Source organism: Streptomyces sp. NPDC096193 (genome assembly GCF_040302905.1).
Taxonomy (GTDB): domain Bacteria; phylum Actinomycetota; class Actinomycetes; order Streptomycetales; family Streptomycetaceae; genus Streptomyces.
This window is the reverse complement of the sequence record NZ_JBEOSJ010000042.1, coordinates 12,883-35,698: the sequence shown is the minus strand read 5'-3', so window position 1 is coordinate 35,698 and position 22,816 is coordinate 12,883. Positions and strand designations below refer to the sequence as shown.

General features: G+C 70.3%; 20 protein-coding genes and 1 pseudogene. 3 read left to right on the top strand and 18 right to left on the bottom strand.

What is annotated here, in order from left to right; all coding sequences use genetic code 11:
* From ABTX78_RS34475 to ABTX78_RS34465, 3 genes and pseudogenes are all read right to left on the bottom strand, one after another.
* Positions 1 to 159: pseudogene (locus tag ABTX78_RS34475) on the bottom strand (vitamin K epoxide reductase family protein); the annotation flags it as partial.
* Between the two features lie 269 nt (positions 160 to 428).
* Positions 429 to 1,694 carry a histidine--tRNA ligase gene (gene hisS, locus ABTX78_RS34470; protein ID WP_352210720.1) on the bottom strand — a complete coding sequence of 422 codons (1,266 nt, stop codon included), beginning with the start codon at positions 1,692 to 1,694 and terminating at the stop codon, positions 429 to 431.
* Between the two features lie 13 nt (positions 1,695 to 1,707).
* Entirely contained in the window at positions 1,708 to 2,415 is a 708-nt protein-coding gene (locus ABTX78_RS34465) for an MBL fold metallo-hydrolase (protein ID WP_352210719.1), read from the bottom strand.
* A 156-nt stretch (positions 2,416 to 2,571) separates the two neighbouring features.
* On the opposite strand from ABTX78_RS34465, the gene ABTX78_RS34460 reads away from it, so the two are divergent.
* On the top strand, positions 2,572 to 3,372 hold the full coding sequence (locus ABTX78_RS34460; protein WP_352210718.1) for a peptidylprolyl isomerase: 801 nt from the start codon (positions 2,572 to 2,574) through the stop codon (positions 3,370 to 3,372).
* A gap of 172 nt (positions 3,373 to 3,544) precedes the next feature.
* A complete protein-coding gene (locus ABTX78_RS34455) occupies positions 3,545 to 4,774 on the top strand; it encodes a DUF349 domain-containing protein (RefSeq protein ID WP_352210717.1) in 1,230 nt (409 codons plus the stop codon).
* A 101-nt stretch (positions 4,775 to 4,875) separates the two neighbouring features.
* Here the strand turns inward: ABTX78_RS34455 and ABTX78_RS34450 are convergent, their stop codons facing one another.
* The 15 genes from ABTX78_RS34450 to pgsA all read right to left on the bottom strand — a co-directional run bounded on the left by ABTX78_RS34450 (position 4,876) and on the right by pgsA (position 20,369).
* On the bottom strand, positions 4,876 to 7,470 hold the full coding sequence (locus ABTX78_RS34450; protein ID WP_352210716.1) for a RelA/SpoT family protein: 2,595 nt from the start codon (positions 7,468 to 7,470) through the stop codon (positions 4,876 to 4,878).
* A 145-nt stretch (positions 7,471 to 7,615) separates the two neighbouring features.
* A complete protein-coding gene (locus ABTX78_RS34445; protein ID WP_352210715.1) occupies positions 7,616 to 8,158 on the bottom strand; it encodes an adenine phosphoribosyltransferase in 543 nt (180 codons plus the stop codon).
* Positions 8,155 to 9,261, bottom strand: a complete 1,107-nt coding sequence (gene secF, locus ABTX78_RS34440; protein WP_352210714.1) for a protein translocase subunit SecF — start codon at positions 9,259 to 9,261, stop codon at positions 8,155 to 8,157. Before secF ends, ABTX78_RS34445 begins: the two co-directional genes overlap by 4 nt.
* Position 9,262: 1 nt before the next feature.
* Positions 9,263 to 10,993: a protein translocase subunit SecD gene (gene secD / locus ABTX78_RS34435; RefSeq protein ID WP_352210713.1), complete on the bottom strand. Its 1,731-nt coding sequence runs from the start codon at positions 10,991 to 10,993 to the stop codon at positions 9,263 to 9,265.
* 147 nt (positions 10,994 to 11,140) lie between these two features.
* The gene (gene yajC / locus ABTX78_RS34430; RefSeq protein WP_352210712.1) at positions 11,141 to 11,614 is read right to left on the bottom strand and encodes a preprotein translocase subunit YajC; all 474 of its coding nucleotides are present in this window, start codon (positions 11,612 to 11,614) and stop codon (positions 11,141 to 11,143) included.
* A 166-nt stretch (positions 11,615 to 11,780) separates the two neighbouring features.
* Positions 11,781 to 12,872 (bottom strand): Holliday junction branch migration DNA helicase RuvB, encoded by a 1,092-nt coding sequence (gene ruvB, locus ABTX78_RS34425; RefSeq protein WP_352210711.1) that lies wholly within the window; start codon positions 12,870 to 12,872, stop codon positions 11,781 to 11,783.
* 127 nt (positions 12,873 to 12,999) lie between these two features.
* On the bottom strand, positions 13,000 to 13,617 hold the full coding sequence (ruvA, locus tag ABTX78_RS34420; protein WP_352210710.1) for a Holliday junction branch migration protein RuvA: 618 nt from the start codon (positions 13,615 to 13,617) through the stop codon (positions 13,000 to 13,002).
* A complete protein-coding gene (gene ruvC, locus ABTX78_RS34415; protein ID WP_352210709.1) occupies positions 13,614 to 14,144 on the bottom strand; it encodes a crossover junction endodeoxyribonuclease RuvC in 531 nt (176 codons plus the stop codon). Before ruvC ends, ruvA begins: the two co-directional genes overlap by 4 nt.
* A 137-nt stretch (positions 14,145 to 14,281) precedes the next feature.
* Complete coding sequence (locus ABTX78_RS34410; protein ID WP_352210708.1) at positions 14,282 to 15,034, bottom strand: YebC/PmpR family DNA-binding transcriptional regulator; 753 nt, start codon at positions 15,032 to 15,034, stop codon at positions 14,282 to 14,284.
* Positions 15,035 to 15,097: 63 nt separating this feature from the next.
* Positions 15,098 to 15,688 carry a pyridoxal 5'-phosphate synthase glutaminase subunit PdxT gene (gene pdxT, locus ABTX78_RS34405; protein WP_352210707.1) on the bottom strand — a complete coding sequence of 197 codons (591 nt, stop codon included), beginning with the start codon at positions 15,686 to 15,688 and terminating at the stop codon, positions 15,098 to 15,100.
* Positions 15,688 to 16,611 carry a pyridoxal 5'-phosphate synthase lyase subunit PdxS gene (gene pdxS / locus ABTX78_RS34400; protein WP_352210706.1) on the bottom strand — a complete coding sequence of 308 codons (924 nt, stop codon included), beginning with the start codon at positions 16,609 to 16,611 and terminating at the stop codon, positions 15,688 to 15,690. The genes pdxT and pdxS overlap by 1 nt, the downstream gene beginning before the upstream one ends.
* A gap of 284 nt (positions 16,612 to 16,895) precedes the next feature.
* Positions 16,896 to 17,441 (bottom strand): hypothetical protein, encoded by a 546-nt coding sequence (locus ABTX78_RS34395; protein ID WP_352210705.1) that lies wholly within the window; start codon positions 17,439 to 17,441, stop codon positions 16,896 to 16,898.
* Between the two features lie 104 nt (positions 17,442 to 17,545).
* A complete protein-coding gene (locus ABTX78_RS34390; protein WP_352210704.1) occupies positions 17,546 to 18,751 on the bottom strand; it encodes a glycosyltransferase family 4 protein in 1,206 nt (401 codons plus the stop codon).
* Positions 18,748 to 19,650 carry a phosphatidylinositol mannoside acyltransferase gene (locus ABTX78_RS34385; protein ID WP_352210703.1) on the bottom strand — a complete coding sequence of 301 codons (903 nt, stop codon included), beginning with the start codon at positions 19,648 to 19,650 and terminating at the stop codon, positions 18,748 to 18,750. The genes ABTX78_RS34390 and ABTX78_RS34385 overlap by 4 nt, the downstream gene beginning before the upstream one ends.
* On the bottom strand, positions 19,650 to 20,369 hold the full coding sequence (gene pgsA, locus ABTX78_RS34380) for a phosphatidylinositol phosphate synthase (RefSeq protein ID WP_352210702.1): 720 nt from the start codon (positions 20,367 to 20,369) through the stop codon (positions 19,650 to 19,652). Before pgsA ends, ABTX78_RS34385 begins: the two co-directional genes overlap by 1 nt.
* A 213-nt stretch (positions 20,370 to 20,582) precedes the next feature.
* Here pgsA and ABTX78_RS34375 point away from each other — a divergent pair, with 213 nt between their 5' ends.
* Positions 20,583 to 22,790: an elongation factor G-like protein EF-G2 gene (locus ABTX78_RS34375; RefSeq protein WP_352210701.1), complete on the top strand. Its 2,208-nt coding sequence runs from the start codon at positions 20,583 to 20,585 to the stop codon at positions 22,788 to 22,790.
* Positions 22,791 to 22,816 lie beyond the last annotated feature (26 nt).

The window sequence follows — 22,816 nt, the reverse complement described above, 5'->3', positions numbered from 1 at the left end:
CAGCTTGAACTTGTCGATCGTGATGACCCACGAAGCCAGCAGACCCGCCGCACCCGTGATCACCAGAAGCCAGGCGAACGCCCGGCCGGCACCGATCGTGCGCGCGGAGCCGTCCGCTCGCTCGTCTGAGGACACGTCGTCCACCGCCGCAGTCGTCATATCGCCGTTCCATCGCTTCGTAGCCTGCTCGGGCACGGTCATTCTGCCGCACCGGCGCCGGTGTCCGCCGTTCGCCGGACATGAGCACGGGCGCACCGGTGGCGCCGCGGGAAGGTGTTCCGCGGCGCCGCCGGGCGCTACGGCCCCGGGCGACGGGAGGTGACGTGGCGGTCTCCGGCGCCGGCACGACGCCCGGAAACCGCCCGCCGACCCGTCCGAATCGGCCTCGCACGGCAGGAGGAGAAAACTCCCGCCGGGTTGACGCCGGGCTATGAGGCCAGGCGGCCGCGCAGTTCCTCCACGACGAGGCCCAGCGCCACGGCGCTCTGCTCGCCGGACTCCATGTTCTTGATCTGGACCACGCCGTCCGCGAGGTCGCGCTCACCCGCGACGATCGTGTACCGCGCGCCCGAGCGGTTCGCGCTCTTCATGGCGCCCTTCAGGCCCCGCCCGCCGAACGCGAAGTCCGTGGCGATGCCCTCCCTGCGCAGCTCGGTGACGACGCCGAAGAGCACGCGCCGCGCCTCCTCGCCCAGCGGGACGGCGAACACGCTGGTAGTGGCGGGGAGTTCGAGCTCGACGCCCTCCGCCTCCAGCGCCAGGACCGTACGGTCCACGCCCAGAGCCCAGCCGACGGACGGGAGTTCGGGGCCGCCGATCATCTCGGAGAGACCGTCGTAGCGGCCGCCGCCGCCGACCGCGGACTGCGAGCCGAGTCCGTCGTGGACGAACTCGAAGGTGGTACGCGTGTAGTAGTCCAGACCGCGGACCAGCTTCTCGTCGTCCTCGAAGGCCACACCGGCCGCCGTCAGCAGCTCGCGCACCTCCTCGTGGTACGCCTTGCACGCGTCGCACAGGTAGTCGCGCAGCATCGGCGCGCCCACGAGCTGCTTCTGGACGTCGGCGCGCTTGTCGTCGAGCACCCGCAGCGGGTTGATCTCGATCCGGCGCCGGGTGTCCTCGTCGAGGTCGAGGTCGCGCAGGAAGCCCTGGAGGGCGTCGCGGTAGACCGGGCGGCACTCCTTGTCGCCAAGTGAGTTGAGCAGGATGCGGAACTCGCGCAGGCCGAGCGTGCGGTACGCCTGGTCGGCCAGGATGATCAGCTCGGCGTCCAGTGCCGGGTCCTCGGCGCCGATCGCCTCGGCACCGACCTGCGAGAAGTGACGGTAGCGCCCCGCCTGCGGCCGCTCGTAGCGGTAGTACGAGCCGGAGTACCAGAGCTTGACGGGGAGGTTGCCGGCCTTGTGGAGGTTGGCCTCCAGGGCGGCGCGCAGCACGGAGGCGGTGCCCTCGGGGCGCAGGGCGAGCTTGGTGCCGCCCTTGGTCTCGAAGGCGTACATCTCCTTGCTCACGATGTCGGTGGACTCACCGACGCCGCGCGCGAACAGCTCGACGTTCTCGAAGCCGGGCGTCTCGATGTAGCCGTAGCCGGAATTCTTCAGCGGTGCGGAGATCGCCTCGCGGACCGCCAGGAACTTCGCGGACCGGGGCGGGATCAGGTCGTACGTGCCCTTCGGGGCCTGAAAAGTGCTCACGGAGCTTCTCTCGTCACATTCCTCGTCGGGGAGCCGCCTGGCTCCCGAGGCCGTCGGCCACTTCCCGCAGATAGGGATTGGTGGCGCGCTCTCGGCCGATGGTCGTCTGGGGGCCGTGTCCGGACAGGACCACGGTCGAGTCGTCGAGCGGCAGGCACACACGTGCCAGCGACGCGAGCATCTCGTCCATGTCACCGCCCGGCAGGTCCGTGCGTCCGATGGAGCCGGCGAACAGCAGGTCCCCCGAGAAGAACACGGACGGGATGTCCGCGGCCTCGGGCATGCCGAAGGTCACCGACCCCTTGGTATGGCCGGGCGCGTGCGCGACCGAGAAGTCGAGTCCGGCGAGGCGCAGCTTCGCGCCGTCGGTCAGTTCCCTGACGTCGTCCGGCTCTCCCACGGTCAGCTCGCCCATCAGCGGCATGCCGATCGACCTGCCGAGCGACTTTTCCGGGTCGCTCATCATGTACCGGTCGGAGGGGTGGATCCACGCGGGCACGTCGTGCGCGCCGCACACCGGGACGACCGAGGCGACATGGTCGATGTGGCCGTGGGTGAGGATGACGGCGACGGGCTTGAGCCGGTGCTTCGCGACCGCCTCGGCGACACCTTCGGCGGCCTGGTGACCCGGATCGATGATCACGCACTCCTCGCCGGCGGCGGGGGCGACCAGGTAACAGTTGGTCCCCCAGGCCCCGGCGGGGAACCCGGCAATAAGCACGATCGTCCTCAGTGTGGTCGTGGAGAGAGTTCTCGCTGCCTCGAAATGCAGCAGATCAGAGCCTACCGGCGCTGCTCCTCCCACAGCCAACCCGTATACGGTACGGGCACACTCGGCCGGTCGGCATCAGACGTACGACTACAAGGAGAAGACCCGGTGGTCAGCAGCGATCAGCGGCGGCGGCAGCTCGCCAGGGAGAAGTTCGAGCGCCAGCAGCAGCGTCGGGCACAGTCACGCAAGAGGAAGCAGCGGAACACGGTCATCGCGGCGACACTGGCCGTGGTGCTCGCCGCGGGTGCGGCCGCCTACGCCTCGGTGGGCCTGTCCGACGGCGACAGCAAGACCGACGGGCAGACCGCGGGCGACGACAGCACCACCTCGCCCAGCGCCTCCCCCACCCCCTCCGAGGCCACGAGCCCCGAACCCGCCCTCTCGATCGACAAGAAGGCGAAGTACTCGCTGGACCTGACGACGAACCAGGGCGACATCAGGATCGCGATGGACGCGGCGAAGACCCCGCGCACCGTGAACTCGTTCAAGGCGCTCGCGGACAAGGGGTTCTTCGACGGCACGAAGTGCCACCGGCTGACCACACAGGGCATCTTCGTGCTCCAGTGCGGCGACCCGAAGGGCGACGGCACCGGCGGGCCCGGGTACACGATTCCCGACGAGAACCTGACCGCTCTCGGCAAGGCGGCCGCCGACGGCTCGGTGACCTATCCGGCCGGCACTGTGGCGATGGCCAACACCGGTCAGCCGAACTCCGGCGGAAGCCAGTTCTTCCTCGTCTACAAGGCGACCAAACTGCCGCCGACGTACACACCGTTCGGAAAGATGGACGCCGCCGGCCTCAAGGCCGTCGAGAAGGTGGCCAAGGCCGGAGTCGCGAGCGGCGGCGGGGACGGGGCCCCGAAAACGGCCGTCACCATTGAGAAGGCGGCCGTCCCCAAGGTGTGAGCGGGGAATTTCAGCCGCGCTGAGTGCGGACAGCCGGGCGGCCGGTCGCCTAGATTGGCGTTGTGCAGCGCGGCCGGCTTCGCGCTGCGGAAGGCGGGCCGTGCCCGCCCTGGAAACTGTGGACGATGCCCGGGGGGCGAACCCCCTCGCGGCATCAGGTGGAGGAGGCGCTGTGAGCAGCGACCCGTGGGGCCGTGTCGACGAGACGGGCACCGTGTACGTGCGTACAGCCGACGGCGAGAAGGTCGTCGGATCGTGGCAGGCCGGGACTCCCGAAGAGGCTCTGGCCTATTTCGAGCGCAAGTACGAGGGCTTGGTGGTCGAGATCGGCCTCCTCGAGCGTCGGGTGAAGACCACCGATCTCTCGGCCAAGGATGCCCAGCAGGCCATCGACCATCTGCGCCAGCAGGTGGACGAGCATCACGCCGTCGGCGATCTCGAGGCGCTGGCCAAGCGTCTCGACGCGCTGGTGGAGTCGGTCGAGAAGCGCCGCGAGGAGCGCAAGGTCCAGCGCGCCAAGCAGAGCGACGAGGCACGGCACGCCAAGGAAGCCCTGGTCAACGAGGCCGAGGAGCTGGCCCGGAGCGAGCAGTGGCGGGCGGCCGGTGAGCGCCTGCGCGCGCTGGTGGACACCTGGAAGGGCCTGCCGCGGCTCGACCGGAAGTCCGACGACGAGCTGTGGCACCGCTTCTCGCACGCCCGGTCGGCGTTCTCCAAGCGCCGCAAGGCGCACTTCGCCTCGCTGGACGCGCAGCGCGAGGAGGCCCGCAAGACCAAGGAGAGGCTGGTCGCCGAGGCCGAGTCGCTGTCCGGCTCCACCGACTGGGGCGTCACGGCGGCCCGCTACCGCGAGCTGATGGCGGAGTGGAAGGCCGCGGGCCGTGCGCAGCGCGAGGCCGAGGACGACCTGTGGAACCGCTTCCGCGGCGCCCAGGACGTCTTCTTCGCGGCCCGCAGTGGGGTCTTCGCCGAGCGGGACGCCGAGCAGGCGGAGAACCTCAAGCTCAAGGAGGAGCTCGCCGCCGAGGCGGAGAAGCTCGTCCCGGTGTCGGACCTGAAGGCGGCGCGTGCCACCTTCCGCGCCATCAACGAGCGCTGGGAGGCCATCGGCCATGTGCCGCGGGACGCCCGTCCCAAGGTCGAGGGCCGCATGCACGCCGTCGAGCGGGCTCTGCAGGAGTCCGAGGAGACCGAGTGGCGCCGGACGAACCCCGAGGCGCGTGCGCGTGCCGCGGGTCTGACCGGACAGCTCCAGGCCGCCGTGGACAAGCTGCGCGGCCAGATCGACGCGGCGCGCGCCGCGGGCAACAACGCCAAGGCGGACAAGCTGGCGAAGGAACTCGAGGGCCGGCAGGCGCTGCTGGACCAGGCGCTGAAGGGCCTGGAGGAGTTCGGCGGCTGACAGGCCGCACACCGAAAGGGCCTCCCGTACGCGGTGTACGGGAGGCCCTTTCGTGTGTCCTGTCTCTGCTGGTCCGGTGCTGCTCGGCTCCGGGGGCCGGGTCAGGGGCGGCGGGCCGAGGTCACCCGGTAGACGTCGTAGACACCCTCCACGCCGCGGACCGCCTTCAGCACGTGCCCGAGGTGCTTCGGGTCGCCCATCTCGAAGGTGAAGCGCGAGGTGGCCACCCGGTCGCGGGAGGTCTGGACGGCCGCGGACAGGATGTTGACGTGCTGGTCGGACAGCACCCGGGTGACGTCCGACAGCAGCCGCGACCGGTCCAGCGCCTCGACCTGGATGGCGACCAGGAAGACCGACGACTGGGTGGGTGCCCACTCGACCTCGAGGATGCGCTCCGGTTCCTGGGACAGCGAGTCGACGTTGACGCAGTCCGCGCGGTGAACCGATACGCCGCTGCCGCGGGTGACAAAGCCGATGATCGGGTCGCCGGGCACGGGCGTGCAGCACCGGGCGAGCTTGACCCACACGTCCTCGACGCCCTTGACGACCACGCCCGGGTCGGCGCTGGAGCGGCGCTTGGAGCGGCTGCGCGAGGGCGGGGTGCTCTCGGCGATGTCCTCGTTCGCCGCCTCCTCGCCGCCGAGGGCCTGCACGAGCTTCTGCACGACGCCCTGCGCCGCGACATGACCCTCGCCGATCGCCGCGTACAGCGACGAGATGTCGGGGTAGCGCATCTCGTGCGCGAGCGTGACGAGCGAGTCGCCGGTGAGGATGCGCTGGATCGGCAGGTTCTGCTTGCGCATGGCCCGCGCGATGGCGTCCTTGCCGTGCTCGATGGCCTCGTCGCGGCGCTCCTTGGAGAACCACGCGCGGATCTTGTTGCGGGCCCGCGGTGACTTGACGAAGCCGAGCCAGTCGCGCGAGGGGCCCGCGCCTTCGGCCTTGGAGGTGAAGACCTCGACCAGATCGCCGTTGTCCAGGGTGGATTCGAGCGGTACGAGCCGCCCGTTGACCCGCGCTCCTATGGTGCGGTGGCCCACTTCCGTGTGCACCGCGTACGCGAAGTCGACGGGCGTGGCGCCGGCCGGCAGCGCTATGACGTCGCCCTTCGGCGTGAAGACGAAGACCTCGTTGCGCGAGAGGTCGAAACGCAGTGACTCCAGGAACTCCGAGGGGTCCTCGGTCTCCTTCTGCCAGTCCAGCAACTGGCGCAGCCACGCCATGTCGTTGACGGCGTCGTCCTTGCCGGCCTTCTTCGGCACGTCGGTGCGCACCTTGGAGGCCCCGGCGGACGGTTCCTGCTTGTACTTCCAGTGCGCGGCGATGCCGTACTCGGCACGGCGGTGCATGTCGAACGTGCGGATCTGGAGCTCGACGGGCTTGCCGTTGGGACCGATCACCGTGGTGTGCAGCGACTGGTACATGTTGAACTTCGGCATCGCGATGTAGTCCTTGAACCGGCCGGGGACCGGGTTCCATCGCGCATGGACGGTGCCGAGCGCCGCGTAGCAGTCGCGGACGGTGTCGACGAGGACGCGGATGCCGACCAGGTCGTAGATCTCCGCGAAGTCCCGGCCGCGGACGATCATCTTCTGGTAGACGCTGTAGTAGTGCTTCGGCCGGCCGGTGACGGTGGCCTTGATCCGGGCGGCCCGCAGGTCGGACTGGACCTCGTCGGTCACTATGGCCAGGTACTCGTCGCGCTTGGGGGCGCGCTCGGCCACCAGCCGCACGATCTCGTCGTACATCTTCGGGTAGAGGATCGCGAAGGCGAGGTCCTCCAGCTCCCACTTGATGGTGTTCATGCCCAGCCGGTGGGCCAGGGGCGCGTAGATCTCAAGGGTCTCGCGGGCCTTCTTCTCCTGCTTCTCCCGCTTGAGATAGCGCATCGTGCGCATGTTGTGCAGCCGGTCGGCCAGCTTGATGACCAGGACGCGCGGGTCCTTGGCCATGGCGACGACCATCTTGCGCACGGTCTCCGCCTGCGCGGCCTCGCCGAACTTGACCTTGTCCAGCTTGGTGACACCGTCGACGAGGAGGGCGACCTGGTCGCCGAAGTCGCGGCGCAGGGTGTCCAGGCCGTACTCGGTGTCCTCGACGGTGTCGTGCAGCAGACCGGCCATCAGGGTCGCCGGGTCCATACCGAGCTCGGCGAGGATGGTGGTCACGGCGAGCGGATGTGTGATGTACGGGTCGCCGCTCTTGCGCTTCTGGCCCCGGTGCCAGCGCTCGGCGACCTGGTAGGCGCGCTCGATCTGGCGCAGTGTCGCCGTCTCGATCTTGGCGTCGTTGCTGCGCACGATCCGCAGCAGCGGTTCCAGGACGGGGTTGTACGGCGACGAGCGCTGCACGCCGAGCCGGGCGAGACGCGCGCGCACCCGGTTCGAGGAGCCGGTGCTGCGCGGCACGGCGGCGGGAGTGGGCCTCGGGGCCGGGGCCGGCGTGGGAGCCGGGGGCTTCGGAGCGGGCGTGGGAGACGCGCCGTTCGCACTCGCCGCGGACTCACCGGTGGCAGCGCCCCTGGCCGACGCCGGCTGGCGGACGTCGACCGGAGCGACACCCGTCCCGCTCCGCTCGGGCGCAGCAGGCTTCGCCTTCTTGTCGGCCGGCTGGGTCTCGGGCGTGACAGGGGCTGCCGCGGCCTTGTCGGCCTTCTGGTCGGGCTGCGCGGCGGCGGGCTGGGCCTCGTCTGGCAAGAGCGCTCCTCGTGCGGTTCCGGGTCCCCCGGTCAGGTCCGGAAAGGCCATGGTATCGACCTCGCTGTCCCGGTGCCCACGAGGCCGGAACAGACCGGTGGGCGCCCCGGGAGATCCCGGGACGCCCACGGACGGCCGTACGGCTTCAGATGGTGATCAGGGACTCCAGCGGAGCTCCCCGCAGCACGGGCTCCAGGCGGTCCCGGCCGCCGAGGAAGCCCAGTTCCATCAGGACCGCGATGCCCGCGACCTCGGCCCCGCTGCGACGGATCAGTTCCACCGCCGCCCCGGCGGTACCGCCGGTGGCGAGCACGTCATCGATGACCATCACACGGTCGCCCGTCCGCAGGTCCTCGGCGTGCACCTCGATCTCGGCGCTGCCGTACTCCAGCTCGTACGCCTGCGACAGCGTCGCTCCGGGGAGCTTGCCCGCCTTGCGTACGGGGATGAAGCCCAGCCCCGCGCGTACCGCGACCGGGGCGCCGAGGATGAACCCCCGCGCCTCCAGTCCGACGACCTTGGTGGCCCCGTGCCGCTCGCACCCTTCGGCGAGCGCGTCGGTGAGGGCCGTGAAGGCCTTCGGGTCCGCCAGCAGGGGCGTGATGTCCTTGAACACCACGCCGGGCTTCGGGTAGTCCGGTACGTCGCGGATACGGCTCAGCAGCAGTTCCTGCACGCCGTCGGTCATCGACGCCTGCCCGAGGGGCGGCCGCGGCCACGACCCCGTGGTCCGACGACGGCGCCCGCCGTCGCGGCGTCGTCCGGCACCTCGTCCGACGGCCCGTGGGGCTCCTCGGCCTGGTCCGTGGACTCGCCCTTGGCCGCGGCGGCCGCGCGCTTGGCGAGGACCCGCTTCTTCAGGGCCTTCATCTGCGGCTCGCGCTCCTTGAGGTCGGCGACGAGCGGCGTGGCGATGAAGATCGAGGAGTACGCACCGGCGGCGAGGCCGACGAAGAGCGACAGCGAGATGTCGTTGAGCATGCCGGCGCCGAGGAACCCACCGCCGATGAAGAGCAGACCGGCGACCGGCAGCAGCGCGACGACCGTGGTGTTGATCGACCGCACCAGGGTGCCGTTGATGGACCGGTTGGCGATCTCGCTGTAGGTCCACCGGGTCTGCTTGGTGATGTCCTTCGTGCCTTCCTTGAGGCTGTCGAAGACGACCACGGTGTCGTACAGCGAGTAACCGAGAATGGTCAGCAGACCGATCACGGTGCCCGGGGTGACCTCGAATCCGACCAGGGCGTAGATGCCCACCGTGATCGTGATGTCGTGGATCAGGGCGATCAGGGCGGCGATGGCCATGCGCCACTCGAAGGCGATCGCCAGATAGATGACCACGAGGATCATGAAGACGCCGAGGCCGGTCCATGCCTTGTTGGCGATCTGCTTGCCCCAGCTCGGACCGACGAGCTCCTGGTCGATCTGGTTCTTGTTCATGTCCAGATCGGCGGCGAGCTTGGTGGCGACCGCGTCGGCCTGCTTGGTGTCCAGGTCGCTGACCTGGATGCGCAGGGTGTCGTTGCCGAGCTGCTGGACGATGGCGTCATGGCCGGAGGCCGCTTCCGCGAACTCCTCGGCCTGCGCGACGGACACGTTCGTCTTCGCGGTGTTGAAGACGGCACCGCCCTTGAACTCGATGCCCATGTTCAGGCCCTGTACCGCCAGGCCGACGATGGCCGTGATGGTGATCAGGATCGAGAGGCCGTACCAGATCTTCCGCTTGCCGACGAAGTCGTAACCGACCTCGCCGCGGTAGAGCCTGGCGCCGATGTTGCCGAGACGCGACATCTCACGCCTCCTTCGGGTCGGTGGGGGCGGAGGTGCGGCGCGTGCGGCGCAGCGGGGGCTTGGCACCGAGGCGCTGCGGGTCGAGCCCGGACCAGGAGCCGCCGCCGGAGAAGAACTTCGTACGGGCGAGGAGCGTCATGACCGGCTTGGTGAAGAAGAACACCACGACCACGTCGAGCAGGGTGGTCAGACCGAGGGTGAACGCGAAGCCCTGGACCTTGCCGACGGTGACCACGAAGAGCACAGCGGCGGCGAGGAACGACACGAAGTCGGAGACCAGGATGGTGCGCCGGGCGCGCGGCCAGGCACGCTCCACGGCGGGCCGCAGCGTACGGCCCTCGCGGATCTCGTCCCTTATGCGTTCGAAGTACACGATGAACGAGTCGGCGGTGATACCGATGGCAACGATCGCACCACACACCGCGGGCAGGTTCAGCGCGAACCCGATGGCCGGGCCGAGCAGGGCCATCAGCGAGTAGGTGAGGGCGGCCGAGACCAAGAGGCTGAGGATCGCCACCACTGACAGACCGCGGTAGTAGACCACCAGGTAGATGATGACCAGCGCGAGGCCGATGGCACCGGCGATGAGGCCGGCCTGGAGCTGCTCGCCGCCGAGGGCCGCGCTGACGGTGGTGACGCTCTGCTCCTCGAAGCTGAGGGGCAGCGCACCGTAGGACAGGATGTTGCCGAGGTCCTGTGCCGACTGCTGGTCGAAGCTTCCGGAGATCTCGGCGTTGGCGCTGAGCGTCTGGTTGACCTGCGGGGCCGAGACGACCTCGCCGTCGAGGACGATCGCGAACTGGTTCTGCGGCGACGGCTGCTGCGAGAGCTTGCTGGTGATCGCCTGGAACTTCTTCGAGCCGGCGCTGGTGAAGTCCATCGTGACGATCCACATGCCGCGCTGCTGGTCCAGCTGGCCCTTGGCGTCGTCGACGTCCTTACCACTCACCTCGGCGGGGCCGAGGATGTACTTCTCCCACTGCCCGGCGCTGTTCTTGCCACAGGCGACCGTGGGCTCCTCGGGCTTGACGCCCTCGCCCACGTTGCCGCGCTCGGTCTGGTCGAGGCAGTTGAGGTCGGTGAACCTCTTCTCCAGGGCGGCGGTGCCGGCCGGGGCGCTCGGCGTCGGGGCCGGCTTGTCGGTGGCGGAGCCGCTGGGCGTGGGCGTCGGGGCCTTCAGCCCGTCGGTGACGGCGCGGCCCTGCGTGGTGGCGCTGGTGCTGGGCGTCGGGGAGGTCGCCTTGTCGGCGCCGCCCTTGTCCGTGGCCTTGTCCGGCGCGGAGGCACTCGGGCTGGGCTTGGGCTGCGGGGCGGTCGGGCCACCCGCGGCGACGGTCATGACGGGCCGGAAGTAGAGCTGGGCGGTGGTACCGACCTGCTTACGGGCCTGCTCGGAGTTCGTCCCCTTCGGGATGTTGACGATGATGTTCTCGCGGCCCTGGGTCTGAACCTCGGCCTCCGAGACACCGAGACCATTGACACGGCGTTCGATGATCTCGACCGCCGTGTTCATGTTGGTCTCGTTGATCGCGCTTTCCTTGCCGGGCTCCGCCTTCGCGGCCAGCGTGATCGTCGTACCGCCGGCCAGGTCGATGCCCAGGCGAGGCGTGGTGTGCCCGGACCAGAACATCCCACCGGTCAGCGCGACCATGGCGATCAGGATCAGAGCGAGGACGCGCCCCGGCTTCCCCTGAGCCCCCGCGGGCCTTCGGCCCCTGTTCGGTGCTGCCACCTTCTCGTTTCTCCCTGTCCAACCGCCCCCACGCCGGTTGTGCGCCGGGGCGGCCACGAAGTGTTGTGGGGACCTGCCCCCGCAGAAGTCAACACGACCCGGGGACCGCAGGGCACCGGAAAGTGCCCCCGCGATCCCCGATCATGACTACTTCTCGCCGTCGGCCTTGCCGTCCTTGGGCTCCGTGTCGGTGGCGTCGGCGTCCTTGACGCCGGCCTCGTCCGCCGCGTCGGCCTCGGGCTTCTTGCCGAGGTCGATCTTGGCGTCGTCGGTTCCGGTCGTGCCGGTCAGCGAGGACGCGTCGTCCGGCACGATCGGGTCGTCGATCCGAGCAGCGTCGTCGCCGTGCACGATGCGGTTGTACTCGTCGTCGTCGAGGACCGCGCCGATGGCGTTCTTCGCGTACATGGCGTGGACGCCGGGAGCGACTTCGAGCAGCACGGCGTCGTCGTGCAGCTCCTTGACGGTGGCGTACATCCCCCCGATCGTCCGGACACCGGTGCCGGGCTGCATCTGGTTGCGCATCTGCGCAGCAGCCTGCTGCTTCTTCTTGGCGGACCGGGTCATCAGGAACATGGCCCCGATGAGCACGATGAAGGGGAGGAGGGTCACGAGACTCACGGGAAGAAACTTCCTTCACACGACCGCACCGATGAGGCGGCCTTATCTACGGGGGTGGGTACGCCGACCCTGGAAGGGCGGCATCGGCGGAGTCTAAGCGAGTCCGCATCAAAGGAACAACGCCCAGCATCGCACCGTGGTTCCTGCCCGGCGAGTATCCGCGCCGTCACGTCCCGAACAGCCCCGGTTGTCCGCTTGCGCCGGGGGCCTGCTGCGGCGGGACGAGGCCGAGATGGGCCCACGCGGCAGGGGTCGCGACCCGTCCGCGCGGGGTGCGGGCCAGCAGTCCCTCCCGTACGAGGAAGGGCTCGGCGACCTCCTCCACGGTCTCGCGCTCCTCCCCCACGGCCACCGCGAGCGTCGACAGGCCCACCGGGCCGCCGCCGAAGAGCTTGAGCAGCGCCTGGAGGACCGCCCGGTCCAGACGGTCGAGGCCCCGGGCGTCCACCTCGTACACCTTGAGTGCCGCGACCGCGATGTCCCGGGTGATCAGTCCGTCCGCCTTGACCTGCGCGTAGTCGCGTACGCGGCGCAGCAGGCGGTTGGCGATGCGGGGCGTGCCACGGGAGCGGCCGGCGATCTCGGCGGCGCCGTCGGACTCGATCTCCAGGTCCAAGAGCTGGGCGGAGCGGTGGATGACGCGCTCCAGCTCGGCGGGGTCGTAGAACTCCATGTGCGCGGTGAAGCCGAACCGGTCGCGCAGCGGCGGGGGCAGCAGTCCTGCCCGGGTGGTGGCGCCGACCAGGGTGAACGGCGGCAGCTCCAGCGGGATGGCGGTGGCGCCGGGCCCCTTGCCGACGATGACGTCGACGCGGAAGTCCTCCATGGCCATGTAGAGCATTTCCTCGGCGGGCCGTGACATCCGGTGGATCTCGTCGAGGAAGAGGACCTCGCCCTCCTGGAGCGAGGAGAGGATCGCCGCCAGGTCGCCGGCGTGTTGGATGGCGGGGCCCGAGGTGATGCGGATCGGGGCCTTCATCTCGGCGGCGATGATCATGGAGAGGGTGGTCTTGCCGAGTCCGGGGGCGCCGGAGAGCAGGACGTGGTCGGCGGTGGCGCCGCGGGCGAGGGCGGCCTTGAGGACCAGGTCGAGCTGCTCTCGCACCCGCTCCTGGCCCACGAACTCATCGAGGGACTTCGGCCGCAGAGCCGCCTCGACGGCCTGGTCCTCGCCGTCGGCCGACGGGCCGACGAGCCGCCGGTCGGCGGCAAAGGGCGCTTCGTCGGCGGGGGCCGGGGTGGTGTCGTCCCAGTTCACTGCGGAGGTGCCTCGCGAGGTCGTCGCGGCGCTCTCGCCGCGGGGTGGTCGGGGTCGTCCGTCCCGGGCCGTGCTCCGCACGGACGGGAGGGCCGGGGGCCGGCAGGCGCGCGGACGCGCCCGCGGGTCATCTCGTGCGGTTCAGCGACTGGAGCGCGGCCTTGAGGAGCTGACCCACCACGGGCTCGCCCGCCGCGGCCTCGGCCTGCGGCGCGACCGCGGCCACCGCCTCGTCGGCCTCGCGGGTGGCATAGCCCAGTCCGATCAGCGCGCCGTGCAGTTGATCGCGCCAGGAGGCGGAGATGGCCGTGCCGATGCCCTGCTTGCCGATGTGCGCGCCGAGCGGCTCTCCGAGGCGGTCCTTCAGCTCCAGCAGCAGCTTCTGCGCGCCCTTCTTGCCGATACCGGGGACGGCGGTGAGCGCCTTCTCGTCGCCGGTCGCCACCGCCACCCGCAGGGCGTCGGGGGTGTGCACGGCCAGCATGGCCTGGGCGAGCCGCGGGCCGACACCGCTCGCCGTCTGGAGCAGCTCGAAGACCTGCCGCTCGTCGTCGTCGGCGAAGCCGTACAGGGTGAGCGAGTCCTCCCGCACGACAAGGGAGGTGGCGAGCTTGGCGTCCTGGCCGATGCGCAGCGCGGACAGGGTGTTGGGCGTGCACTGGAGGGCCATGCCGACGCCGCCCACCTCGATGACCGTGGTGGTGGGAGCGAGGGCGGCCACCGGGCCGCTGACAAAGGCGATCATGCGGTACGGCCTTTCGATGCGTGCAGGGCGACAGCCTGCTGCAGGCGGTTCTGCGCGGGTGCGCGCCAGATGTGACAGATGGCGAGGGCGAGGGCGTCCGCCGCGTCGGCGGGCTTCGGCGGGGCGTCGAGCCGCAGCAGCCGGGTCACCATGGCACCCACCTGGGCCTTGTCGGCACGGCCGCTGCCGGTGACGGCGGCCTTCACCTCGCTGGGGGTGTGCAGGACGACGGGGATGCCCCGGCGGGACGCGCAGAGCATGGCGACGGCACTGGCCTGGGCGGTGCCCATGACGGTGCGGACGTTGTGCTGGCTGAACACCCGCTCCACGGCGACCCGTTCGGGACGGTACTCGTCCAACCACCGCTCGATGCCCTGCTCGACGGCGACCAGGCGGCGGCCGAGCTCGGCGTCCGCGGGGGTGCGCACCACTCCGACGCCCAGCATGGTCAGCTGACGGCCCGCCACTCCCTCGACGACCCCCACACCGCACCGGGTCAGTCCCGGGTCCACCCCCAGCACACGCACGCCGTCCTCCTCCGTCCTCCCCCGGCCGGCGCCGGGAGGTACCCCCTGTTCGTGCAGGCTATCCGCTCGCGCTGACAACGCGCCGGAACGACGACGGGCCGACGGATGTGTCCCGTCGGCCCGTCGTACGAAGCGGATCAGGCGTCGACCTTCTCCATGACCTCGTCCGAGACGTCGAAGTTGGCGAAGACGTTCTGCACGTCGTCGCTGTCCTCCAGCGCGTCGATCAGCTTGAAGATCTTGCGAGCGCCCTCTTCCTCCAGCTCGACCTGCATGGTCGGGACGAAGTTGGCCTCGGCCGAGTCGTAGTCGATACCGGCCTCCTGGAGCGCGGTGCGCACCGCGACCAGGTCGGTGGCCTCGCTGAGGACCTCGTAGGACTCACCGAGGTCGTTGACCTCCTCGGCGCCCGCGTCCAGCACGGCGCCGAGGACGTCGTCCTCGCCCAGCTCGCCCTTGGGGACGATGACGACGCCCTTGCGGTTGAAGAGGTAGGAGACGGAGCCGGGGTCGGCCATCGAGCCGCCGTTGCGGGTCATGGCGACACGCACGTCGGAGGCCGCGCGGTTGCGGTTGTCGGTGAGGCACTCGATGAGCACCGCGACGCCGTTCGGCCCGTAGCCCTCGTACATGATCGTCTCGTAGTCGGCGCCACCGGCCTCCAGGCCCGCGCCGCGCTTGACCGCGGAGTCGATGTTCTTGTTCGGGACCGAGCTCTTCTTGGCCTTCTGGATGGCGTCGAAGAGGGTCGGGTTGCCGTCGACGTCGGCACCGCCCGTACGGGCCGCAACCTCGATGTTCTTGATCAGCTTCGCGAAGAGCTTGCCGCGCTTGGCATCGATCACGGCCTTCTTGTGCTTCGTCGTAGCCCATTTAGAGTGGCCGGACATCTGCCTGTCTCCTTCGCGTAACCCATTGCTGCGTCGTTCGGCAGAGATCCTACCGGGACGGCGTCACCAGGCGGCGCGCACCATGTCCACAAACAGGCCGTGCACCCGGTGGTCTCCGGTGAGTTCGGGGTGGAAGGACGTCGCCAGCGCATTGCCCTGGCGCACGGCGACGATGTGGCCGTCGTGTTCCGCCAGCACCTCGACCTCGGCGCCCACCGACTCCACCCACGGGGCCCGGATGAAGACGCCCTCGACCGGGCCGTCCGCGATCCCACGCAGCTCGACGGACGCCTCGAACGACTCGTTCTGGCGGCCGAAGGCGTTGCGGCGGACGATCATGTCGATGCCGCCGAGCGTCTCCTGGCCCGATCGCGGGTCGAGGATCTTGTCGGCGAGCATGATCAGACCGGCGCAGGTGCCGTACACGGGCATACCGGAGCGCACCCGCTCGCGCAGCGGTTCGGTCATGCCGAAGAGCGCCGCGAGCTTGGACATGGTGGTGGACTCGCCGCCGGGGACGACGAGGCCGTCGACTTCGGCGAGTTCCTCGGGACGCCGCACCTGCCTGGCCACGGCGTCCGCCGCGGCCAGGGCGATCAGGTGCTCCCGTACGTCGCCCTGGAGGGCCAGAACTCCGATGACGGGCGAGGTCATTACCAGCCTCGGTTGGCGTAGCGCTCGGCCTCGGGGAGGGTGTCGCAGTTGATGCCGACCATGGCCTCGCCCAGGTCGCGGGAGGAGTCCGCGATGATCTTCGGGTCGTCGTAGAAGGTGGTGGCCTTCACGATGGCGGCGGCGCGCTTGGCGGGGTCGCCGGACTTGAAGATGCCCGAGCCCACGAAGACACCCTCGGCGCCGAGCTGACGCATGAGCGCGGCGTCGGCGGGGGTGGCCACACCGCCTGCGGAGAAGAGGACCACCGGCAGCTTGCCCAGCTCGGAGACCTCCTTGACCAGCTCGTAGGGGGCGCGGAGGTCCTTGGCGGCGGCGTAGAGCTCGTTGTTGTCGAAGCCGCGCAGACGGGCGATCTCGTTCTTGATCTGGCGCAGGTGGCGGACGGCCTCGACGACATTGCCCGTGCCGGCCTCGCCCTTGGAGCGGATCATGGCCGCGCCCTCGGCGATACGGCGCAGGGCCTCACCCAGGTTGGTGGCACCGCACACGAACGGGGTGGTGAAGGCCCACTTGTCGGAGTGGTTGACCTCGTCGGCCGGGGTCAGCACCTCGGACTCGTCGATGTAGTCGACGCCGAGGGACTGGAGCACCTGGGCCTCGACGAAGTGGCCGATCCGGGACTTGGCCATGACGGGGATGGACACGGCCTCGATGATCTCTTCGATCATGTTCGGGTCGGACATCCGGGCCACGCCGCCGTCCTTGCGGATGTCGGCCGGAACGCGCTCCAGGGCCATGACGGCCACGGCGCCCGCGTCCTCGGCGATCTTCGCCTGCTCGGCGTTGACCACATCCATGATGACGCCGCCCTTGAGCTGCTCGGCCATGCCGCGCTTGACGCGGGCGGTGCCGGTGGCCGGGGAGTCGGTGGACTGCGGGGTGCTGGGGGGCGTACTGGACACGGAAGGGACCTCACTCGGTGACGACAGTCGGTGCAAAACAGATGGAACATTCACCGACCAGGCCACTGCAAGGGCCAATGAACAGCCGGTGGATCGTTTTCACCGCTGGAGTGAAGGGGAGGGACCCTTCGCGCCTGGATACGTGAGGTACCGGGCGACGCCTGGACCCCTCGGGTGCCGGGCCGCGCCTGGATGCGCGAGTACCGCCTCACGCCTGAGTGGTATCCGGCGCACCAAGGGTTGTACCGCGTCACACCTGGACAGGCCGGGTGCGCCTGGACAGTTCAGGTGCCCGGCCGGTCCGCCAGTGCGACCGGGGCCTCGTCGTCCATCTCGAAGGCCAGCGGGAACGGCGCATGACCGGCCAGCCGGAACCAGCGGACCGTGCGATGACGACGCAGGGCGCGCGCCGCGCGCACCGCGTCGTTGTGGAACCGCCGTGCCATCGGGACCCGGCGCACGGTCTGCGCCAGCTCCAGCGTGGCGCCCTCGCCGCCCGGCACCTCGCGCACCGCCTCGATCTGCACGGTCTCGGAGAAGACGGCCCGCAGCGCGGCGCTCAGCTCGCTCTCGGCAACCTCGCGCTGCTCCTCCTCGGCCTGGCGGGCGGCGTGCGCCGCCTCGTAGAGGACGATCGACGCGGCCGGGTCGAGCACACCGGAGGTCGCCAGTTCCTGGGTGACCGAGGCGCGGCGCACGAGCTGGGCGTCGAGGGCGGCGCGGGCGGCGTCGATGCGGGCGTGCAGCCGGTCCAGCCGTCCGGCGGTCCAGCTCAGATACAGGCCGATCAGGACGAGGCCGACGACGATCCAGATAAGGGTTGCGGTCACGGGCGGCAAGGCTACCGCCCCGGTCCGAGGGCTCCCGCGCCGCGCCCCACGCCCGGGCCCCCGCCGTCACCGGAGCGTTGCGGCGGGGCCCTTCGGAGGCGGGCTCAGTCCCGCGCCAGGCCGAAACGGGCGCGGAAGCCGGGCCGTTCGTCCGCCGCCACCGAGGCGGCGCCGTCCGTCACCGTTTCGTAGACCGAGAGGATGTCCGCGCCGACCGTCGACCAGTCGAAACGGCGTACGTGCTTGCTGCCCCGCTCCCGCAGCTCGGCCCGCCGAGCGGGGTCACCGAGCAGCCGGACCGCGGCACTCGCCAGCGCGTCCGCGTCCTCGTTGGCGAACAGCTCGCCCGCCGATCCCTGGTCCAGGACCTGGGCGAAGGCGTCCAGGTCGCTGGCGAGCACCGGCGCACCCGCCGACATGGCTTCGACGAGGATGATCCCGAAGCTCTCGCCCCCGGTGTTGGGCGCGATGTAGAGGTCGACGCTGCGCAGCAGCCGCGCCTTGTCCTCGTCGCTGACCATGCCGAGGAACTCGACGCGGCCGCGCATCTCCTTCGGCAGGGACGCGACGGCCTCGTCCTCGTCGCCCCGGCCCGCCACCAGGAGCCGGGTGTCCGGGCACTCGGTGAGGATCTTCGGCAGCGCTTTCATCAGCACCGGCAGGCCCTTGCGGGGCTCGTCGATACGCCCTATGAACCCGATCGTGCCGCCGCGCCGCCCTCCGTCACCGGCGTCCGGGTCGCGCGCGGTGTCCGACTGCCACTCGGCCTTGGGTTCGGCGCCCTCGAAGAAGCCGACGTCCACGCCGTTGGGGATGACGACGGCGTCGCCGCCGAGGTGCTCGACGAGAGTCCTGCGGGCGTACTCGCTGACCGCGATCCGGGCGTTGATCTTCTCCAGCGCGGGCTGGAGGATCGGATACGCGGCGATCATCGCCCGCGAACGCGGGTTCGAGGTGTGGAACGTCGCCACGATCGGCCCCTGCGCCGCCCAGCAGCTGAGCAGGCCGAGCGACGGGGACGCGGGCTCGTGGATGTGGATGACGTCGAAGGTGCCGTCGTGCAGCCAGCGCCGCACCCGCGCCGCCGACAGGAAGCCGAAGTTCAGCCGGGCCACCGAGCCGTTGTACGGGACGGGCACGGCCCGCCCCGCGGAGACCACGTACGGCGGGAGCGGTGTCTCGTCGTCCGCCGGCGCCAGCACCGACACCTCGTGGCCGAGCCGGATCAGGTGTTCGGCCAGGTCCCTGATGTGGAACTGGACGCCGCCCGGTACGTCCCAGGAGTACGGGCAGACGATGCCGATCCTCACGTCCGCTCCTCCTGGGGCTCGAGATCGGCGAGCCACAGCCGCTGCAGCATGTGCCAGTCCTCCGGGTGGTCGGCGATGCCGGCGGCGTAGGCGTCGGCCAGTGCCTGTGTCATGGAGGACGTCTTCTCGGCCCGGGTACCTGTCTCGGGTACGTCGAGTGCCGGGTGGACGCGGCCGTACATCATCGGCGCGTCGCCGTACCAGAGGGTGGCCGGGAACAGCAGGGCCCCGGTCTGCTGCGCGAGCATCGCGGGTCCCGCGGGCATCCGGGCCGTCTCGCCGAAGTACTTCACCTCGACGCCGCTGGACGACAGGTCGCGGTCGGCGACCAGGCACACCAGTCCTCCGGCCCGCAGCCGACGGGCCAGCGTGCCGAAGGCGGAGCCGCCGGCGTGCGGCAGGACCTCCATGCCGAGGCTCTCGCGGTAGGCCACGAAACGGTCGTACAGCGTCTCCGGCTTCAGCCGCTCGGCGACCGTGGTGAACGGAACACCCAGCGCCCGGGTCAACCACACCCCGGCGAGGTCCCAGTTCGCCAGGTGCGGCAACGCGAGGATCACCCCGCGGCCCGACGCGATGCCGTCCGTCAGACGGTCGATGTCGTGGATCACGACGCTTTCCCTGACGCGGTCGGCGCTCCAGGTGGGCAGACGGAAGGACTCCATCCAGTACCGCATGTAGGAGCGCATGCCGGCCTTCGACAGCTCGGCGAGGCGCGCGGGATCCGCGTCGGGGACGACCCGGGCGAGGTTGGACTCCAGCCGCAGCACGCTCTTGCCGCGGCGCTTCCAGGCGATGTCGGCGATGTTCCTGCCGAGCGCGGCGGCGGCCGGCTCGGGCAGCTTCTTGACGCTGCTCCAGCCCAGTCCGTAGAGCCCGTCGGTCAGCCGGTCCCGCATCACGTCGCCTCAGCCTCGCTCCCGTGCGCCGCCGCGGCGTCGGCCTCGGCCGACTCCCGGCGCACCGTGACCACCCGCTGTCCCAGGGTCACCAGGCTGCCGACGGCCACGATCCACAGCGCGATCGGCAGCAGGATGTCGATGCCGGGCACGCCGAAGGCGTGGAGGCCGGAGAGTCCCGCCGCGACCAGGGAGATCACCAGCCGCTCGGCGCGTTCGATCAGACCGTTGACGGCGACCGGCAGGCCGATCGATTCTCCCCGTGCCTTGGTGTACGAGACGACCTGCCCGCTCGCCAGGCAGAAGATCGCCACGGCACAGAGCACGTTGTCGTTGCCGCTGCCCGCGTACCAGAGCGCGAAACCGCCGAAGATCGCGCTGTCGGCGACCCGGTCGAGGGTGGAGTCCAGAAATGCTCCCCAGCGGCTCGACACACCGGCCTGGCGGGCCATGTTGCCGTCGACGAGGTCCGAGAACACGAACATCGTGATGACGATCGTGCCCCAGAAGAACTCTCCGCGTGGGAAGAAGACCAGCGCACCCGCCATCACTCCGGCCGTGCCGATGAGCGTCACCGCGTCCGGGCTCACCCCTCGACGGAGCAGAAATGCGGCGAACGGCGTGAGGACACGCGTGAAGAATGCACGCGCGTACTTGTTCAGCATGGCCTTCCCGGGGGTCGGTCGCCGAGCGGCCCCATTGGCCACCGGCTGGCCCATCGTAGCCAGGACCGAAGCGCTCCACCGCCGCGCACCCGCCCCGCACGACGGCGTACGACGTATGGACGCATTGTGACCTGAGTGGAAAGCTCGAAAGACGACTGCGGGCACCGCCGGAGCTGCCCCTGGATGCCGTCCGGAGGCCACAGTCACGGCTTCGTACGCCCGCGGCCCCTCTCTCCTCACCGTGCAATCGATCGGGAGGCAAGAATCATGGGCGACAAGGCGAGTGGACACACCGGAGCCGCCGGCAGGGCGGCGACGGCCGACCGGCCCTCATCCGTACGGAACGTGGTGCTGGTCGGCCACAGCGGATCGGGAAAGACGACGTTGATCGAGGCTCTCGCGCTCACCGCGGGAGCGGTCAACCGGGCAGGAAAGGTGGAGGACGGCGGGACCGTCTCCGACTACGACGAGATCGAACACCGGCAGCAACGCTCCGTACAGCTGTCACTGGTCCCCGTCGAATGGGGCGGGTACAAGATCAATCTCCTGGACACTCCCGGATACGCCGACTTCGTCGGGGAGCTCAGGGCCGGTCTGCGAGCCGCGGACGCGGCCCTTTTCGTTGTCTCGGCGGCCCAGGAGCCCGAGGCGATCGCGGGCGCGACCCGCATGGTCTGGGAGGAGTGCGCCGCGGTGGGCATGCCGCGCGCCATCGTCGTCACCCACCTGGAGACAGCGCGGACCGGCTTCGAGGAGCTGACCCGGGTCTGCGGCGGGATCTTCGGCGGCGACGACCCCGACGCCGTACTGCCGCTGTATCTGCCACAGTACGGACCCCAGCATCCGGACGGGCACGCACCCGTCACCGGCCTGGTGGGGCTGCTCTCCCAGAAGATCTTCGACTACACCTCAGGCGAGCGCGTGGAGACACCGCCCGACCCGGACCAGGCGCCGCTGCTTCAGGAGGCCCGCAACCGGCTCATCGAGGGGATCATCGCCGAGAGCGAGGACGAGACCCTGATGGATCGCTACCTCACGGGCGCGGACATCGACATCAAGACCCTCATCACCGATCTGGAGAAGGCCGTCGCGCGCGGCATCTTCCACCCGGTCCTGGCCGCGGCCCCGGCGGCCGACGGCGCCAAGCAGGGCCTCGGCACGGTCGAACTCCTCGAACTGATCACCGGCGGTTTTCCCACTCCGCTGGAGCCGCAGTCCCCGGTCGTCACCACCCCCTCGGGCGCGCCGCGCCCGCAGATCAGCTGCGACCCCGACGGCCCGCTGGTGGCCGAGGTCGTCAAGACGGCGTCCGACCCGTACGTCGGCCGGCTCTCGCTCGTCCGCGTCTTCTCCGGCACCCTGCGGCCCGACGAGACGGTGCACGTGTCGGGGCACGGACTGTCCGACCGCGGGCACGAGGACCACGACGTCGACGAACGCGTCGGCGCGCTCTCCGTGCCCTTCGGCAAACAGCAGCGTCCACTCGGCCACGTCTTCGCCGGAGACCTCGCCTGTGTCGCGAAGCTCTCCCGCGCGGAGACGGGCGACACGCTCTCGTCCAAGGACGATCCGCTGCTGATGGAACCGTGGACGATGCCCGACCCGCTGCTGCCGCTGGCCATCCAGGCGCACAGCAAGGCGGACGAGGACAAGCTCTCCCAGGGCCTGGCACGGCTGGTGGCCGAGGACCCGACGATGCGGCTGGAGCAGAACCAGGCCACGCACCAGGTCGTGCTGTGGTGTCTGGGCGAGGCGCACGCGGACGTGGCCCTGGAGCGGCTGCGCAGCCGCTACGGCGTCCAGGTCGACGTCGTCCCGTACCAGGTGTCGCTGCGCGAGACGTTCGGCGGGAAGTCGACCGGGCGCGGGCGGCATGTGAAGCAGTCCGGCGGACACGGCCAGTACGCGATCTGCGAGATCGACGTGGAGCCCCTGCCGGCTGGTTCCGGCATCGAGTTCGTCGACAAGGTGGTGGGAGGCGCGGTCCCCCGGCAGTTCATCCCGTCCGTGGAGAAGGGAGTGCGCGCCCAGGCGGCGCGCGGCGTCGCCGCCGGATATCCGCTCGTCGACGTACGGATCACGCTGCGGGACGGCAAGGCGCACTCGGTCGACTCCTCCGACGCCGCGTTCCAGACGGCGGGCGCGCTCGCGCTGCGCGAGGCTTCGGCGGACGTCCGCATCCATCTGCTGGAGCCGGTGGCCGAGGTGCAGGTGCTGGTGTCGGACGAGTACGTCGGGCCGGTGATGAGCGACCTGTCGGGACGGCGCGGCCGGGTCGTCGGCACCGAACAGACCAGCGGCTCACGCACGTTGGTGCGGGCCGAGGTGCCCGAGATCGAGATCGGGCGGTACGCCGTCGATCTGCGCTCGATCTCCCACGGCACGGGCCAGTTCTCCCGCGCGTACGCCCGTCACGAACCGATGCCGCAGCAGGTGGCGGACAAGGTGCGTCGCCAGGGCGGGAACGGCTCGTAGACGAGGGTGCCGTCCGCCGGCGACCG

Coding starts and splice junctions, on each gene's coding strand:
- pdxT (WP_352210707.1), bottom strand. CDS start 15,688: ATGACCTCGCCCGTCATCGGAGTTCTGGCCCTCCAGGGCGACGTACGG.
- ABTX78_RS34445 (WP_352210715.1), bottom strand. CDS start 8,158: ATGACCGACGGCGTGCAGGAACTGCTGCTGAGCCGTATCCGCGACGTA.
- ABTX78_RS34375 (WP_352210701.1), top strand. CDS start 20,583: ATGGGCGACAAGGCGAGTGGACACACCGGAGCCGCCGGCAGGGCGGCG.
- ruvA (WP_352210710.1), bottom strand. CDS start 13,617: ATGATCGCCTTTGTCAGCGGCCCGGTGGCCGCCCTCGCTCCCACCACC.
- secF (WP_352210714.1), bottom strand. CDS start 9,261: ATGTCGCGTCTCGGCAACATCGGCGCCAGGCTCTACCGCGGCGAGGTC.
- pgsA (WP_352210702.1), bottom strand. CDS start 20,369: ATGGGCCAGCCGGTGGCCAATGGGGCCGCTCGGCGACCGACCCCCGGG.
- ABTX78_RS34410 (WP_352210708.1), bottom strand. CDS start 15,034: ATGTCCGGCCACTCTAAATGGGCTACGACGAAGCACAAGAAGGCCGTG.
- ABTX78_RS34385 (WP_352210703.1), bottom strand. CDS start 19,650: ATGCGGGACCGGCTGACCGACGGGCTCTACGGACTGGGCTGGAGCAGC.